The organism is Streptomyces scopuliridis RB72 (assembly GCF_000718095.1).
GTDB lineage: Bacteria > Actinomycetota > Actinomycetes > Streptomycetales > Streptomycetaceae > Streptomyces > Streptomyces scopuliridis.
Window position 1 is genome coordinate 42,270 of the sequence record NZ_JOEI01000011.1, and the last position, 14,794, is coordinate 57,063.

10 protein-coding genes are annotated in these 14,794 nt (G+C 72.0%); 3 read left to right on the top strand and 7 right to left on the bottom strand.

What is annotated here, in order from left to right:
• The first annotated feature begins 25 nt into the window (after positions 1-25).
• The 3 genes from IF11_RS0115730 (at position 26) to IF11_RS0115740 (ending at position 2,203) form a co-directional block, all read left to right on the top strand.
• On the top strand, positions 26-883 hold the full coding sequence (locus IF11_RS0115730) for a GNAT family N-acetyltransferase (protein WP_030352214.1): 858 nt from the start codon (positions 26-28) through the stop codon (positions 881-883).
• Positions 884-1,124: 241 nt separating this feature from the next.
• Complete coding sequence (locus IF11_RS0115735) at positions 1,125-1,721, top strand: hypothetical protein (protein ID WP_030352215.1); 597 nt, start codon at positions 1,125-1,127, stop codon at positions 1,719-1,721.
• On the top strand, positions 1,718-2,203 hold the full coding sequence (locus IF11_RS0115740) for a MarR family winged helix-turn-helix transcriptional regulator (protein WP_051745961.1): 486 nt from the start codon (positions 1,718-1,720) through the stop codon (positions 2,201-2,203). Before IF11_RS0115735 ends, IF11_RS0115740 begins: the two co-directional genes overlap by 4 nt.
• Positions 2,204-2,262: 59 nt before the next feature.
• Here the strand turns inward: IF11_RS0115740 and IF11_RS0115745 are convergent, their stop codons facing one another.
• From IF11_RS0115745 to IF11_RS0115775, 7 genes are all read right to left on the bottom strand, one after another.
• The gene (locus IF11_RS0115745; RefSeq protein ID WP_030352217.1) at positions 2,263-3,144 is read right to left on the bottom strand and encodes a peptidoglycan-binding protein; all 882 of its coding nucleotides are present in this window, start codon (positions 3,142-3,144) and stop codon (positions 2,263-2,265) included.
• Between the two features lie 30 nt (positions 3,145-3,174).
• The gene (locus IF11_RS0115750) at positions 3,175-4,770 is read right to left on the bottom strand and encodes a DUF6519 domain-containing protein (RefSeq protein ID WP_030352218.1); all 1,596 of its coding nucleotides are present in this window, start codon (positions 4,768-4,770) and stop codon (positions 3,175-3,177) included.
• Positions 4,771-4,878: 108 nt separating this feature from the next.
• Positions 4,879-7,053, bottom strand: coding sequence for a hypothetical protein (locus tag IF11_RS40170; RefSeq protein WP_030352219.1), 2,175 nt, complete (start codon positions 7,051-7,053; stop codon positions 4,879-4,881).
• Positions 7,050-10,880, bottom strand: coding sequence for a putative baseplate assembly protein (locus tag IF11_RS40175; RefSeq protein ID WP_037727847.1), 3,831 nt, complete (start codon positions 10,878-10,880; stop codon positions 7,050-7,052). Before IF11_RS40175 ends, IF11_RS40170 begins: the two co-directional genes overlap by 4 nt.
• Positions 10,877-14,074 (bottom strand): putative baseplate assembly protein, encoded by a 3,198-nt coding sequence (locus IF11_RS0115765; RefSeq protein WP_030352221.1) that lies wholly within the window; start codon positions 14,072-14,074, stop codon positions 10,877-10,879. Before IF11_RS0115765 ends, IF11_RS40175 begins: the two co-directional genes overlap by 4 nt.
• On the bottom strand, positions 14,071-14,439 hold the full coding sequence (locus IF11_RS0115770) for a GPW/gp25 family protein (protein ID WP_030352222.1): 369 nt from the start codon (positions 14,437-14,439) through the stop codon (positions 14,071-14,073). The genes IF11_RS0115765 and IF11_RS0115770 overlap by 4 nt, the downstream gene beginning before the upstream one ends.
• Positions 14,436-14,771 carry a hypothetical protein gene (locus IF11_RS0115775; protein ID WP_030352223.1) on the bottom strand — a complete coding sequence of 112 codons (336 nt, stop codon included), beginning with the start codon at positions 14,769-14,771 and terminating at the stop codon, positions 14,436-14,438. Before IF11_RS0115775 ends, IF11_RS0115770 begins: the two co-directional genes overlap by 4 nt.
• Positions 14,772-14,794: the final 23 nt, after the last annotated feature.

The window sequence follows — 14,794 nt, forward strand, 5'->3', positions numbered from 1 at the left end:
GAGCCCACCGCACTGGAGGCCGAGGGTGACGTTTGAGATTGTGACCGCGAACGCCGACTACATCGAACAGCTCGGTACATGGGCCGACGAGGAGGGCTGGAATCCAGGAAAGTCCGACAGGCACTCCTTCTTCCCGACCGATCCGGGCGGTTTTATCTTCGGACGCCTGAATGGTGAGGCCGTCACATCTGTTTCCGCCGTGCGCTATGGCACCGATTTCGGATTCATCGGTTTCTATATCGCCCGGCCCGCCGTGCGCGGACAGGGATACGGAATTCAGGTCTGGCGGGCGGCCATGGCGCGGCTGGCCGGCCGGAACGTAGGGCTCGACGGGGTGATCGACCAGCAGGAGAACTACCGTAAGTCCGGCTTCCGCAAGGCCTGGAACAATGTCCGTTACGAAGGCGTGCCGGCGGCCGCCGGCATCGCGGCCACCGGAATTCCGGACGGCATCGCGCTGATCGACGCCCGCCGGATTTCCTTCGACCAACTCGCCGCCTACGACCGGCGGTTCTTCCCGGCGGAGCGCGACGCCTTCCTCGCCTCGTGGATCGGGCTGCCCGACCGTACGAGCCTCGCGGCCGTGCACGACGGTGAACTGCGCGGCTTCGCGGCCATCCGTCCCTGTAGCGGCGCTTCACGCATCGGGCCGCTCTACGCCTCGTCCCCGGAGGTCGCCGCCGCGCTGCTGAGCGGACTGGCCGCGACCGTCCCCGGGGCACCCGTGGCGATCGACATCCCGGATATCAACGCGCCGTCCGTACGGCTCGCGGAAGAGCTCGGACTGACGCCCTCCTTCGAGGCCGCGCGCATGTATACCGGCCCCGTGCCGGAAATGGACCTAGCGGGGCTGTACGCCGTCACCAGTCTTGAGCTCGGGTAATTCCCGGCACTGGCATCGGCGCCGAACCGGGATTGGATTGGTTGAGGTCAAGCAAGTAAATCCGTCGATCACGTGCGACGGGAGTGATGCCCAGTGCGGTGGACAGTCGCGAAACCGGCCGGGTCACGGGCCGGCACCGACCGTGAGCCGGGACCGCACTACAAGTGGATCGCCCTGTCCAACACCACGCTCGGCGTACTGATCGCGACGATCAATATGTCTGCCGCCCGACCAGCGCGGGGTGGGCGCCGGGATCAGCACCACCTTCCAGAACTCCGCCACGGTGCTCTCCATCGGCATCTTCTTCTCCTTGATGATCGCGGGCCTCGCCGGGGTGCTTCCCGGGGCTCTCACCCATGGTCTGACCGCCCAGGGTGTGCCTGCGGCGGACGCGGCGAGGGTCGCCGCGCTGCCGCCGGTCGGCGTGCTGTTCGCCTCGCTCCTGGGATACAACCCGGTGCAGACGCTGCTCGGACCGCATGTGCTCGCCCAGTTGCCCGCCGGGCACGCCGACTATCTGACGGGGCGCGCCTTCTTCCCGGCGCTGATCTCCCCGCCGTTCTCCGACGGCCTCTCCGTCGCCTTCGACTTCGCGATCGCCGCCTGCCTGGTCGCGGCCTTCGCCTCGCTGCTCCGGGGCGGACGCTATATCCACGGTGACCGGCACCTGGCCGCGACTCGTGCCGCGGCGGAACAGTGTCCGGACGCCTCTGCCTCGCCGGCCCCCGCGCCGCTGACGTCCCCCGAACCGTCCGCGCGATCCTCCCCGAAGCTGTTCCCGCAGCCGTACGCGCGGCCGTCCCCGGCGCCCCCGCCCCCGCCCGAGGGACCACGATGACCGCGCCCGCACCCGGCCCGGACCCGGCCGAGATCGCCGAGATCGCCGGCCGGCTCCGGCTGGCGATCCAGCACCTTCTTCCCGTACTGCGTTCCCGGAGTGCCCCCGGCGACCTCACCCCCAGCCGGCAGGCCGCCCTGGCCGCGCTCGCGGCTCATGGCCCGCTGCGCATCAGCGAACTCGCCGCACGCATGGGCATCGCCCTGTCCACCACCTCCCGCATGGTGGATCTGCTCGACAGCACCGGCTGGATCGAACGCCATCCCGATCCGCAGGACCAGCGCGCCAGCCTGGTCGCGCTCAGCCGTACGGGCAGGGCCGTGCTGGAGGCCAGGCGCCGCGAGACCGCCGCCCGCCTCGCCGAGCAGATCACCCTGCTCACGGCGGAGGAACAGCGCGCCCTGGACGCCGCGCTGCCCGCGCTGGAGGCACTGTCCGAGCGCGCCACGACGTACCCCGGCGAACTGCCCCGGGGCATCTGAGCCGGCGCGGAACCTCGGGACGTAACCCGCGGTCGTGGCGCGCAAGGACGTGCGAGGGATCAGACGTTGGGCACCTTGAGCTTGTCCCAGCTCGTCTTGCCCGGCACACCGTCGGCGTCGCTCCCCGAGTAGCCGAGCTTGCGCTGCCAGGCGGCGTACGACTTGCGGTCGGCCTCCGACCAGTCGGGCCCCGGGCCCACCTCGTACCGTCCGCAGCCCTCCGCCACCAGCCGCTTGCCCATCGCCGTGATCACGGCGCTGCGCCGGCCGACCGCGAAGAAGGCGGTTCCGGGGAACGGTTCGTAGGTCGCCGGAGGCTTCGGCGGCGGCGTCGAGGGGCCGTCCGGCTTGCCGCCGAGCCGGTCCCCTATTCGCTTGCGCATCGAGTCCATCGTGAAGCCGCGCGGATCGATCTTCCCCGGCTGCCACTCCTTATGACCGATCACCGAGCGCTGCGACCAGCCGTGCGCCCGGCAGATGGCCGCTGCGGCCTTCTCGATCGCCTCCAACTGGGCGGCGGGCCATGGGTCCTTGCCGTCGCCCAGATTCACGCACTCGAAGCCGTAGAAGTAGCGGTTGCCGTCGGTGTTGGCCTCGTTGTCGGCGGGCAGCGCCGACTCGTTGATCACCGCGCGCAGGACATCGTCGTCGCCGAGCCCCGCGTGGTTGGCCCGGCCGTTGCCGACCAGATGGACCGAGCCGTCCTTGGCGATCACACCGTGGCACAGCGGGCCCGGCAGGCTCGAATGGCCGTTGTAGCAGAGCTCCACGGAGCTCTGCGTCCCCGACGTCACGGTGTGATGGATCATCACTCCGTGCATCGGCCCCCACGGACCCTTGTGGTTGCGGTTGTGCGTGCGCCAGCTGCGGTGCTCGACGACGCGCAGACCCTCGTTACGGAGGGCTTGCAGCAGTTTGGCGGCGGTCAGAGGCGTTGCCATCGTGGTGCTCCTTCTATTCCTGACGCTATGTCAGTTCTCGGTCTTTTCCTCACTGTTCTGTTCCGGCGCGGGCCCCGCGGTGTCGTCCGCCGCGGCCAGTTCGGCGGCGACGGCCTCTTCCTCGGCCGCCGTCTCCGCCGCCAGTTCCGCTTCGTCCGCCGCGGGGATCGCGGTGGCCAGCGGGGCGAACGCCATCCGCAGATCGACGGCGGACCCTTCACCGACCACCCATGCCAGCGGAGCGTAGTGGACCTGGATCCCGCTCGGGGCGCGAAGCAGCGGCCTGCGGGCCGCGTCCGTCGGCCATTCGACATCGCCGGTGGCGGTACGCGCGGGAACGGTCCAGAAGTCACCGGAGCGATATGTCTTCCCCGGCTCGAAGTAGACGAGTACGCCGTCCTCCAGCGGCAGCCAGCCGCCCTCCTCGATCCGCAGCGCGCCGTCGCGCGGCTTCGCGACGCTCCGCTTCTGCCGTCCCGACGACCCCGAGCCGCTCGTGTGATGCGAGCCGGGCCGGTGGTCCCACCGGCGCAGGAACGGGTGCAGCTCCGGCCGGCGTCCCACCGACGGGTCCGGCTCGGCGGAGAGCCGTACGCGCCGTCCCGGCAGGTCGACCTCCTCCACCCTGAGCAGCGGCAGCGGCTCGCCCCTGCTCAGATACGCGGTGTCGGCGAACTCGACCTGGTCACCGACGTTCAGATCGAGCTTGTCGTCACCGCCGAGCGAGGCCAGCTCCACCCACGTACCGTCGAGCCCGTCGACCGGGAAGGTCACCGAACCGTTCTCCCTGGACCACTTGAACGTCGCGTCCTTCGCCGCGCCGCCCTGGTGGATCTCCACCCGGTACATCTGGTTCTCCGGGCCCCGGTACCGCGCGTCCGGCCTCACCAGGCACGGGTCCTCGTCCGCGTGCTCGGGCCGCCGGGCGCGCGCCGCCATCCGCGCCGTCGGCGCCTGCGCCGCTACCCACTTGGTGAACGCCGCGCGGGCCTGCTCCTGTGGCATTCCGTCCGCCGGATCCAGCTCCAGCCGCTCGCCGGGCAGCGGCAGCATCTGCCAGACGACCTTGAGCCTGGCCGCCGTGTCGGGCATCGCCGAGCCCAGCGCGACCTCCCGCAGCAGCGGGTCCTCGGCCGCCGTGACCGAACGCTCCCACACCTTCAGATAGGCCAGATAGGGGTATTGGGTGGGCAGCCGGTCGCCGGGCCGCTCCGGGTCGCGGTACGCGTCGGGCTGGTCCCAGTACGTCCAGGTGGCCGGCGATTCCGGCGCCGCCGGAGCGTCCTGGTCACCGTCCTCGGCCGGGGCCGCGTCGTCCTCGACCGGCACCCCGGGCGCCGGGCGTGTCGCGTCCACCAGGATGCCGTCCACGTAGTAACGGCCGCCCGCGATGGACAGATCGTCCAACTCCCGGCCGCCGCCCACGAAATCCAGCGCGAATCCGGTGGCACCGCGCGGACCGCCGTGCCACCCGATCAGATCGGCGGCGAGGGTACGGGCCTGGTGCAGCTGGATCGCTGCCTGCTCATTGGCGTCCGCGTCGAGCTGGACGCGGCCCTGCTGGGCGATCACCGCCGAGTAGTGCCGGTCGGGACGGAAGGTGATGCGGGAGATATCTGCGTGCATGGGAAGGGGTCCCCCTCGGAAGTTCGGCATTCGGTCGCGCGGGATACGGAGTTACGGCGTCGGGCATGAGGCGGGGCACACGGCGATGGAGGTCTTGGGTCTCAGGGCTCAGGTCACGGTGATGATCCCGGCGTCGGTACCCGCCGGGGTGTACTCGGCGAGCCGCGCCCGCAGACTGTCCAGACGCTGCGGCTGGTAGAGATCGTGGAAGGCGCCCATCTCGGAGCCGTCCTCGGCGCCCCGCTCGATCTCCTCGGCGCACCCGGCCGCCAACTGCCCGTACGCGGGCGTGCCGTACCGCTCACTGGTGAACAACGGCCGCACCCGCGCGGCCTCCTCGCCACCCACCAGGTCCGGCCGGCAGCGATGGCGGCGCGGGGTGCGCGAGCCGGGCGGTACGTACGAGAACCGCACGCACCCGACGCCCCGCCTGGCCACCCGCAGCGCCCCGGTGAAGACGGAGTTCTCGGCGATCTCCACCGCGTGCGTGTGGATCTCCCCGATGACGGTGGTGCGGTGCGCGTGCAGCACGGCGTGGGCATGCCGGCAGTCCGGGGCGGACAGGGCCGCCCGGTCGTGACCGGTGGCGTCGAGGACGCTGTCGCGGATATGGAGCGGCAGCGGGTCGTGCCCCACCTCGTCACCGATCACCTCGATGGTGCCGAGAACACACCGCTCGATCTCCACGCACGCGGTGGTCCTGTCCAGCACCAGACTCGGCTCCTCGGGGGAGTGCGGATCGCAGTGGGGCTCCAGCGACCAGCCCGGTACGAGCGTGCAGTGCCGCAGCACCACCGCGCCCATGGGACCGGCGACATGGAGCCCGCGCCCGGTGATCAGCAGCCCGTCCAGCACGATCCGGGGAGCCTCCCCCGCGCCCGCCTCCCCGTCTTCGTCCCGTGCCCGGATATTGAGCGCGTCGGGCCGGTTGCTGTACCAGTCGAGCAGCCGGATCACCGGCCGGGTGCCCTCGGCCGCCCGCACCTCCAGCCGGTCGCCGGGGTCCAGATCGAAGTCCAGCTGCTCCTGGTAGGCGCCGCTGTGCGTGATCTCGATCAGCCCGTCGGGCCCGCAGTGCCCGGCCCGCCGGTCCGCGCGCCACTGCCCGTACGCGTCCATGATCCGCTGGTACCGCTGGCCCGGGCCGACCCGGTAGACCGCCGCGGACACCGGCGTCTCCCGGTCGCGCGGGTACTCACCGCCGCCCGTGTCGTCCGAGAACGCGTAGTGGTACGTGACCCAGACGCCCTGGCGCGGCGCGGAGCGCGAGCCGAAGGCGATCCGGCCCAGCTCGGGATCGACGGCGACCTGCCCGCGTTTGGGCCGGTAGCGCCAGTCCGTCAGATCCGCCACCACGAGATCCGCCGGCGCCACCGGCTCGTCCTGGCCGTCGCGCCAGACCGTAAAGCTCCTGCCGGGCCCGTAGTAGTCCGAGAGCCGGTCGGCGAGCTGCCTGCGGCGGATATACGCGGGGACGTTGTCGATGGTCGCGACATGGGTGGCCGACGGCTCCGGCACCGGCCTGGTCACCAGCGGGGTGTCATTGCCCAGGATCGAGAACGTGTAGAGATTACGGGCCCGGTCGACGCAGTACGCGGGCGCCTTGGTCAGGTGGTACGGCTTCAGCCGCCACACGAACAGGCCCACGCCCGCCGGGGATTGGCCGCCCTGCGTACGCGCCGAGCCGGCCCGCCGTACGTTCACCGACCGCGCGACCGCGCCGAACGGCCCGCCCGCCAGATCCAGGGCCGCGCCCTCCCGTACGTCCACGAGCCGGCCCCGCTCCAGCCGGCGCGCGTTCACCGCCGCCGTCCCCGATCCGTACAGCTTGACCGGCTGCTGATGCGCGAGGAGCCGGGAGAACTCCACCGCACGCGCGGGCCATCCCGCGACGTCCTCGGCCAGCTCCTCCAGCAGCGCGAGCGTGCCCTTGCGCCGCCGGTTGGCGACAGTCGCGGCGACATCGCTGCGCGGCGCCAGCGCCTCGGCGAGCCGGTCGCGCGCCTCCTCCGCGCCCCCGCCGCTCTCCAGCCCCCTCGCGAGCACCCGTTCATAGCCGGGCAGCGGGGTGTAGCCGACCAGATCGCCGAGATACGGCAGCACCCAGGGCGCCGCGGTCTCCACGAACCAGTCCTCATAGCTCTGTTCGACCCCGTCGCGGACCCGGTCGACCTGCTCGGCGATCACCGCGAGCAGCGCGCGCAGCGGCTCCCCGCCCTCGGCGTCGCGCAGCCGGTGCCACTGCGGGAGCAGCTCCGCGAGCCCGTCCGGTTCCCTGCTCATGCGGTGACCTCCGTCAGAATCAGCGTGTCCGCGACATGCGGTGACAACAGGGCGAGCTGGGCCGGCCTGATGCCCCGGAAGACACACAGCGCCCGGCCCTTCGCCGGCCGCCGGGTATCGGTGATGTCCGGGTTCAGCCGCAGCAGTTCGGCCAGCGGGATGCCGTACCGACCGGCGATCCGGGTGAGCGTCTCGCCGTCCTGCTCGGTGACCACGTGCACGTCCTCGTCGTATGTGGCGAGCCGCGCCGGGACCGACGGGCGCGGCCGGTCCAACTGTCCCGCGAGCGCGATCAGTTCCTCCGGTGTGACGGACGCGGGCACCCCGGTGAAGACATCGACATCCACATAGTCCACCCCGGGCACCCGGTGGGCCGTCGCCAGCACGTCCGAGAGCCGGGCGGGCTGTCCCAACTCCCGTCGGCCACTGCCGAATTCAGTCAGCAGCGCCTGGCGCAGCCGGGGTTCGACCACACTCCAGGTGTGATCACGGGCCACCTTCACCCGCGCCGCGAGCAGCAGCAGCACCAACTCGCGTACATCCACGCGCACGGGGAGCCGCGAGTCACCGTACCGGGCGAGCGAGGTCCGCAGGGCGCGCAGCACCTCGGAGTCCTCGGCGATCGCGATGTCATCGACCCCGGCGACCGTCATATGCAGCACCCGCCGCCGCCCGTCGTAGATCTCGCGGGCCGTGGCCCGGCCGATGCCCGCCCGGGAGCGGGCGAAGTCCTCGTAGTCCCTGAGGGACACGAGCCGGTCCAGAGCGGAGACCGCGAGCGGGATCGTGCGCCGGGTCAGACCGGGGCCGTCGGCGTCCGCGCCGCCCGTGGCGGGCTGCGGATTGGTGACGGCCGTGACGCCCAGCGGGCGGGTGACGGCCTGGGTGATCCGGTCCGCCGGGAGGTTGGCGGCGCTGCCGGTGCCGAAGCGGTACCGGGCCCGGACGTTCTCGTGCCCGGACGGCAGCCGGGCGCCGAACACCCCGTCGCCGAAGGTCACGGTCGTCCGCCCGTCCGCGGCCGTGCCGGTGACATACACCCGCTCGCGCGGCCCGCGTCCGGCCAGGCTGTCCACCGCGTGCCAGAGCAGACCGTCGACCCGTACCTCCAGGGTGGGCGTGGCGCCCAGCGGATTGTCGGCCGGCAGCCAGGTCAGCGGCGACTGCCAGAGGGCGAACGTCTGGTTGATCCGGTCCGCGTCGCCGCTGCCGATCGGCTCGTCGCGGCTCTCGCCGTGCGACGCGGGCACCACATTGCCCTGGACGCGCACGGTGTCACGGCGGTAGCGACAGGCCAGATCGGTGGTGAGCGTCAGCTTCGTATGGACATGGTCACCGGGCAGGTGGGGGTCCAGCACCTGCTCCACCGCGGCGATCACCGCCAGTTCGGTGCCGCGCACCCCGGCCGTGTGCGGGATGTCGGTGCGCTCGCCCGACACGATCAGATGGCGTCCCGGCCGCAACCCGTCGTACAGCTCGGCCAGTTCGAGTTCATTGCCGTGAACGTCCTCGCCCAGCGGCTCGTCGGCCGGCCGCAGCGCCTCACCGCCCGCGTGCACGGTGGTGTCACGGATCGTGGACAGCAGGACGTCGTGCTCGTCCAGCCAGGGGTCGGCGAGCGTCAGTTCCGTGCCCCGGCCCGTGATGCCGTAGTTGGTGTACGCGGCGGTGCGCACGGCGGTCACGCGGGTGGTCAGGGACGCGAGCTTCTTGTCGCCCGGGATCCCGTCGGGCCCCTCGGCGCCCTTGCGGGGCCGCTCGACCGCGACCCAGCTGCCGACCGTGATGCCGTCCTGGACGGAATCGAGTGGCAGGACATGGCGGTTGGCCTGTTCGGGGATGGTCGCGAGACCGATCTCGACATTCGCCGGCTCGCTGCCGGCGGTGTACCGCACGGTCAGCTCAAGCCCCGCGTGGGTGACCTGCTTGTGCTCGCCGGGAGCGAGCCACCACTCCTGGGCATCGCCGTTGTGGACGGCGACATGGACCCGGCCGTCCTCGCCGGGACGGGAGACGAAGAGCGTCCGCTCGGGGAGACCGGGCAGCAACTGGGCGGTCACGCCCGGCTCCTGGGAGTCGGCCGGGCGCCGGGAGAGCCAGCTCAGATCGCGGTCCTGGGCGGTACGGGTCACCAGCGAGACCCGGCCCGGCGCCAGATCGAACGTGATCTCGGCGGGCAGATTCTCCGACCGCTGTACGGACGAGCCGGTCTCCGTGTGCTGGAACTCGGCCCGTACCGGCACCCGGCCGGCGGCGTCGTACACGATCCGCATGGTGGTGAGGGACGAGCCGCCCAGCGGCCAGTCGGTCTGCCGGATGACCCGCCCGCGCTCGTCCTGGACGGGCTTGAGCGGCGCCGTCGCCCCGAAGGGAGCGGCGGTCACCCGCATCGCCTGGAGCTCCCGCAGCAGCGCGGGCACGGCCGGGGCGGCGTTGCGCCACGCCGCGTACATCCCGTCGGCGACCCGCGGATCGAGAGCGGACAGCAGCCGCGCGCCGAGGTCGGAGCCCGGCGCGAGGAGCCGCGCCGGGTCGTGCGGGAGCGCGCGGGCGCCCGACGGGGGCTTCACCACGCGGGTGCGCAGCGCGGGCAGTACGGCGCCGAGCGCCCGCATGGCCGGGGAGTCCGCCGCCCCGGCGTGCGCGGGGGAGTCCACGGTGGCGTTCGCGGGCGCGTTCACGGGGGCTGGTGGCACGGGCTGCGAGGGCTCCAACTCGGCCGCCCGTTCCATCAGTTCGCCGAGCACGGCCTCCAACTGCTCGAACCAGGCCACGACCTCCTCGTACGGAGCCGCGACGGCCTGCGCCTCGGCGAGCCGCTCATGCGGATCCGCGAGCCGTCGGGCGAACGCCGCCGGGGACGTGATGCCGTCCAGATCGGCGCGCAACGGCGCCAGTACCTGACTGTCGAAGTCCTCGATGATCAGGCTGACAGGGCGCGGATTGGGGTTGTCGGGGGTGGGATCGCCCTCCTCGGCCTCCCGCCCGTCCTTGGTGATCCACTCGCGCAGCTCCGCCACCAGCTCGGCCGGCGAAGGCGGCGCGGACTGCGGCAGACCGATCGCCGTCACCTCGTCGTCCCGGTCGATCCGGACCCGCGCGACCGGCAGCAGCAGCCGCCGCCCGGCCGCTTCCCCGTCCGCGCCGAAGACGAAGAGCAGCCTGTCCCCGGTCTGGAGCGAGGCGGCCGTCCCGGAGATCTGGATCTCGGAACGCTTGCGCAGATCGTCCGGGGTGAGCAGGGCGGGCCGGCGCCGGCGTACCGCCAGCTCGTTCCAGGCCCAGCGGGCCGTCAGATCCTCACTGGTCTCGAAGGTCCGCGACTCCTCGTCGGCCGAGGCGGGCACACTGTTGCTGCGCGCGCCGCGCGGGATCAGCACCGGCAGGTCCTCGGCGCGCGGATCGCGGTCCAGGGTGTACGCGAGATGGGTGTCGGCGGCGATACCGGGCCGTGGCCGGTGCCCGACCAGCCGCCCCAGCAGGGCCAGCGAACGGTACTCACGGGCCGTACGGAGATACCCCTCCTCGGCGATCCGCTCGGAGTGGAACGTGAGCAGGTCACCGACGACCGCCCAGGAGTCCAGCAGCCCGATCGCCGGGTCGTCCGGGGTACGGACGGTCAGTCCGCGCAGCGCGGGGTAGGCGGGGGAGGCGAGCCGGTCGAGCATGGCCGCGAGGAACGAGCCGTACTCACCGACCCGGTAGTCGAGGGCCGTCCGGCCCGGCGGGTTGTACAGCGGCCGGGGCGCGTGGCGCTCGTCGTGCCCACCGCAGCCGCAGCCGCAGGGGTCGTGGCTTTTGGAGTCGTAGCCGCTGGTGGCGTTCATCGCGTACCTCCGCCCAGCTCGATCGAGAGCCGGCCGTTCTCGGGCCGGTCGGGGTCGTTGTCGCAGCGCGCGATCTCCAGCGGGCCGAGCCGCAGCACACCTGCCTCCAGTGCGGTGTCGTCCGTGTCGGTGTGACCGGCGGGGGACTCGTGGAACAGCCGGTTCAGCCGGGTGACGGTGACGCTCTCCACGCCCTGTACGGCCGCCGCCGTGGCCACCAGCCTGCTGAGCCGCACCGGTTCGCCGAAGGTCAGCGCGTCGGGGTGGAAGAACCCGAGCCGGCCGCCCGACAGCCGTCCGCTGCCCAGCAGCCGGTACAGCTCGGCCAGGATCTGCCCGTGCTGGTGGCCGGGCGCGGCACACACCGCGAGAGCGATGTCCAGCGGTACGTTCCTGGCGGGGCCGACGACCAGGTCATGGCCGATCCGGCGGTAGCTCTCCAGGGCGTACGACACCGAATCGAGCAGCTCGGGCGACGGATCACCGTTCCCCAGCGCGTCGATGGCGACATGCGCCTCCTGGACACTGCCCGTCCAGCGGATCTCCGCCGCCGCGCGCTGTACCCCCGGGAGCCCGGCGGCCAGGGCCGCGTAGTCCTCGGCGGTGACGGCGCGCAGCCGCGAGCGCTTGAGATCGAGCGGCGCCAACTGCCGTACCTGGTCGATGGGTTCGGGCTCCGTACCGCCGACGGCGGGCAACGGATTGCGTACCCCCGCCACCGGCATCGGGTCCCCGGCGTCGGACGCGTCGGGATCACGGCACAGCACCAGATGGTTGATGGCCTCCGCGCCGACATTGCCCGCCGTGCCACCGCCGAGCCGGTAGTGGAGCTCCAGCCGGGCACCCGGTCGCGGTCGCGCGCCGTGCCGCCCGTCACCGAAGCGCAGGGCGATCCGTCCGTCGTCCTCCAGCTCGCCGACGAAGTGCCGGTCGCGCGGGCCGCTGGAGAGCAGATCCCGCCGGGGGGCCCAGGACGCGTCGCCGTCCGTGACACTCACCGCGGGCAGCGCGGCCCGCGGATCCTGTACGAGGGCCGCGGCGGGCCCGCGCAGCACCGCCTCACCGGGGTGCAGTCCGACCGCGTACGCCGGTCCCCAACTGTGCGCGATCTCCCAGGCGATGGACCCGTCGAGCACCGCGCCCGCCCGCGCCCGCGCGCTCAGCACCTCAAGCCGGCGCAGCTTCGCGGCGAGCAGCCGCTCGCCGCGGTGCAGCAACTCACGCAGCGCGCGCACCGGATGGCGCCGCAGCTCAACACGTTCCAGGACGCGCAGGCCGAACAGCACGGTCAGCTCGGCGATCTCATAGTCCGTCAGACCATCGTGATCGCGAGCACTGCGCCACAGCTCCACCAGCCGCTCCCGCACCCGGCCCCCGATGGCCGCCAGTCGCGTGGCCTGTCCGGCCGAGACATGGCGGGGTTCCGGGAACGGTACGGACTGGACGACGGGGGAGCGGTCGAGCACCGGCCGGAAGCGCGGCCGGATGCCGGGATAGGTGACCTGAGCCAGCAGGGTAGCCAGCGCCTCCGCCTGGGCGTAGGCGGTGCTGGGAACGACCTTCTCCCGCCTCCGCCCGGCCAGCTCCAGGCTGACTCCGGCGCGTACCGTCGCGTCCTCACCGACGACGGTGAACAGCTCGCGGACCTGATCGGCCGTCAGTGACCGGCCGCAACGCGTCTGTCCGATACGGGTGTTGATCAGCTCGGCCGTGGCGTTTCCCGCGTCCCCGTCCCAGCAGCCGAAGCCCGACGGCTCGCAGGAGCCGAGGACGGCCGGCGCGGGCGGGACCGTGACCGTCTGGGCCGCGCCGCCATGGAAGGTCAGCGACCGGCCGTGGTCGACGAGCACGACATTCCCGCGCGCCACGCTCACGTCCTCGACCGGCTCGCAGCCGGGGCCGCCGCGCGTGGACAGACAGACGGGGAAGGTGAGCGCGTCCTCCCGCGCCCAGGTGACCTCCAGGACGGGCTGGTCCGAGAGCCGGTCCACGCCCGGGGTGACGGAGGTGAGGCGTACGGCCTGCCGGTGCGCCGGATCGGCGTCGCCGGGCGTACCGGAACGCGGCCCCCGTACCTCCTCGATCAGCAGCAGATCGCCCGGCGACAGCTCCAGCGTCCGCGCCGCGCACTCCTTGTCCGCCGACTCCTCGTCCACCCACTCGTCACGGAGCGTGGCGGCGGTGGCTCCCCGGGGCAGCGCGCACACCTCGTCGCCCCAGGTCCAGAAGCGGATGGTGTTGTGCTCGGGGGACAGGACCAACGGCTCCTCGGCGACGACCGGTTCGAAGACCTCCACCGAACCGCGTTCGTCCAGCACGGCCAGATCCCGGTCGTCGACGACCGTACCGATCTCGGGCCGGTCGCGCGGCCCGAGCGTACGGACATCGACGGCGGCGAAGCGGAACGTACCGGGCGGCAGTGTCAGCCGGCGTACGGTCTCGACCGTGACGAACGCGCGGGCGTTGACCCCGTCGTGCATCGGATAGTCGATGAGCCGCACATGACGGCGTACGGACACCCGGCGCCGTGCCGTGTCGAGATACGCCTCGGTCGCGACCGCGTCCTGCTGATAACTGATCAGATCAGCGGTGTGGGCGATGAGTTCGACCAGTGTCGTCCCGAGGTCGGCTGCATTGCGCTCGACCCAGTCCGGGGTGGTGAGCGCCAGCCGGTCCAGGATCAGCCGGCGGATCGTGTCGTAGTCGCGCGCGGTGTAGTCGATGACGGGCGCGGGAGTGTGGACAGTCGGGCACTCCGGCCGCTCATCGGCGCAGTCGAAGGGGGTGGGACAGTCCGCCCGGAAGTCGAAGTCGGCCCAGAAGTAGCGCTGGTCGAAGCCCGGGAACGGTTCGGTGCCGGGCCGTCCGTACGGATCCGTCCCGACAATCGAGAGCCGGTAGCGGGAGGTGTCGCCGGTGCGGTCGAGCGTGACGAACAGCCGGTCGTCCAGCTCCGGGTCCTCCTCGCGCTCGACCGACACCTCGACGGCCTCGATACCGGTGATCCGCCGGCCGCCGTCGATCCGGATGTTCTCCGGGCAGAGCCCGTGGGGCGCCTTGCCGAGGAAAGTGACGGTGAGCGTGAGCCCGTCGTCACCGACCTCGACCGCGTCCACACCACCGAGCCGCGCGGCCCTTACCTTCGTACGCCTGCCGTCCGTACGGCAGACCAACTGATCGCTCGGCACACTCATACCGGGCCGCTCCCCTCGAACACCTCGTCGCGCCGGCTCGCGGTGGAGCGCACCACATAGCGCAGATACACCCGCACCACGTTCTCCTCGCTCACCACGTCCAGCGCCTCCACCTCGATCAGTTCGCCCAGCCAGCGCTGGAGCGACGCCTGCACGGACAGCTCCAGGGCGGAGGCCAGTTCGGGGCTGTTCGGTGTGAAGACCAGATCGAGCAGACCGCAGCCGAAGTCGGGGCGCATCACGCGCTCGCCAGGGCTGGTGAAGAGCAACTGCTCGATCAGATCCCGCACATGGTCGTCGTAGTCGGCGTGCGCGGTGCGCCCGCGCCGGTCGGTACGGAAGGGGAAGGCGATGTCGCTCCTCATCGGGACGCAACCCCCCTCGCGGCCGTCGCGACGACCGGCGGGCCCTGCGGCACCAGAGCGGCGCTGAAGCAGAGCGCGGACGTGCTGTCGAGCAGCGCGGGCGCGCCGTCGATCAGCACACCGCCGCGCTCCGGCGTCCAGCGGACCGTGACACACGGATGCGGTACGCCGTCGATGAGATGCGGGCAGCCGCTGACGGTGAAGACATCGGTGGCGGTGGGCACGGGCAGGCCGTCGATCCGTACACCGGACGATCGGGCGGAGGCGGGTACGACCCGGCCGCCGTGCGGGCAGCTGATCGTGGACCCACCGTTCACAACATTCCCGGACAACAGACCTCTCCCCGTTCTGTTCG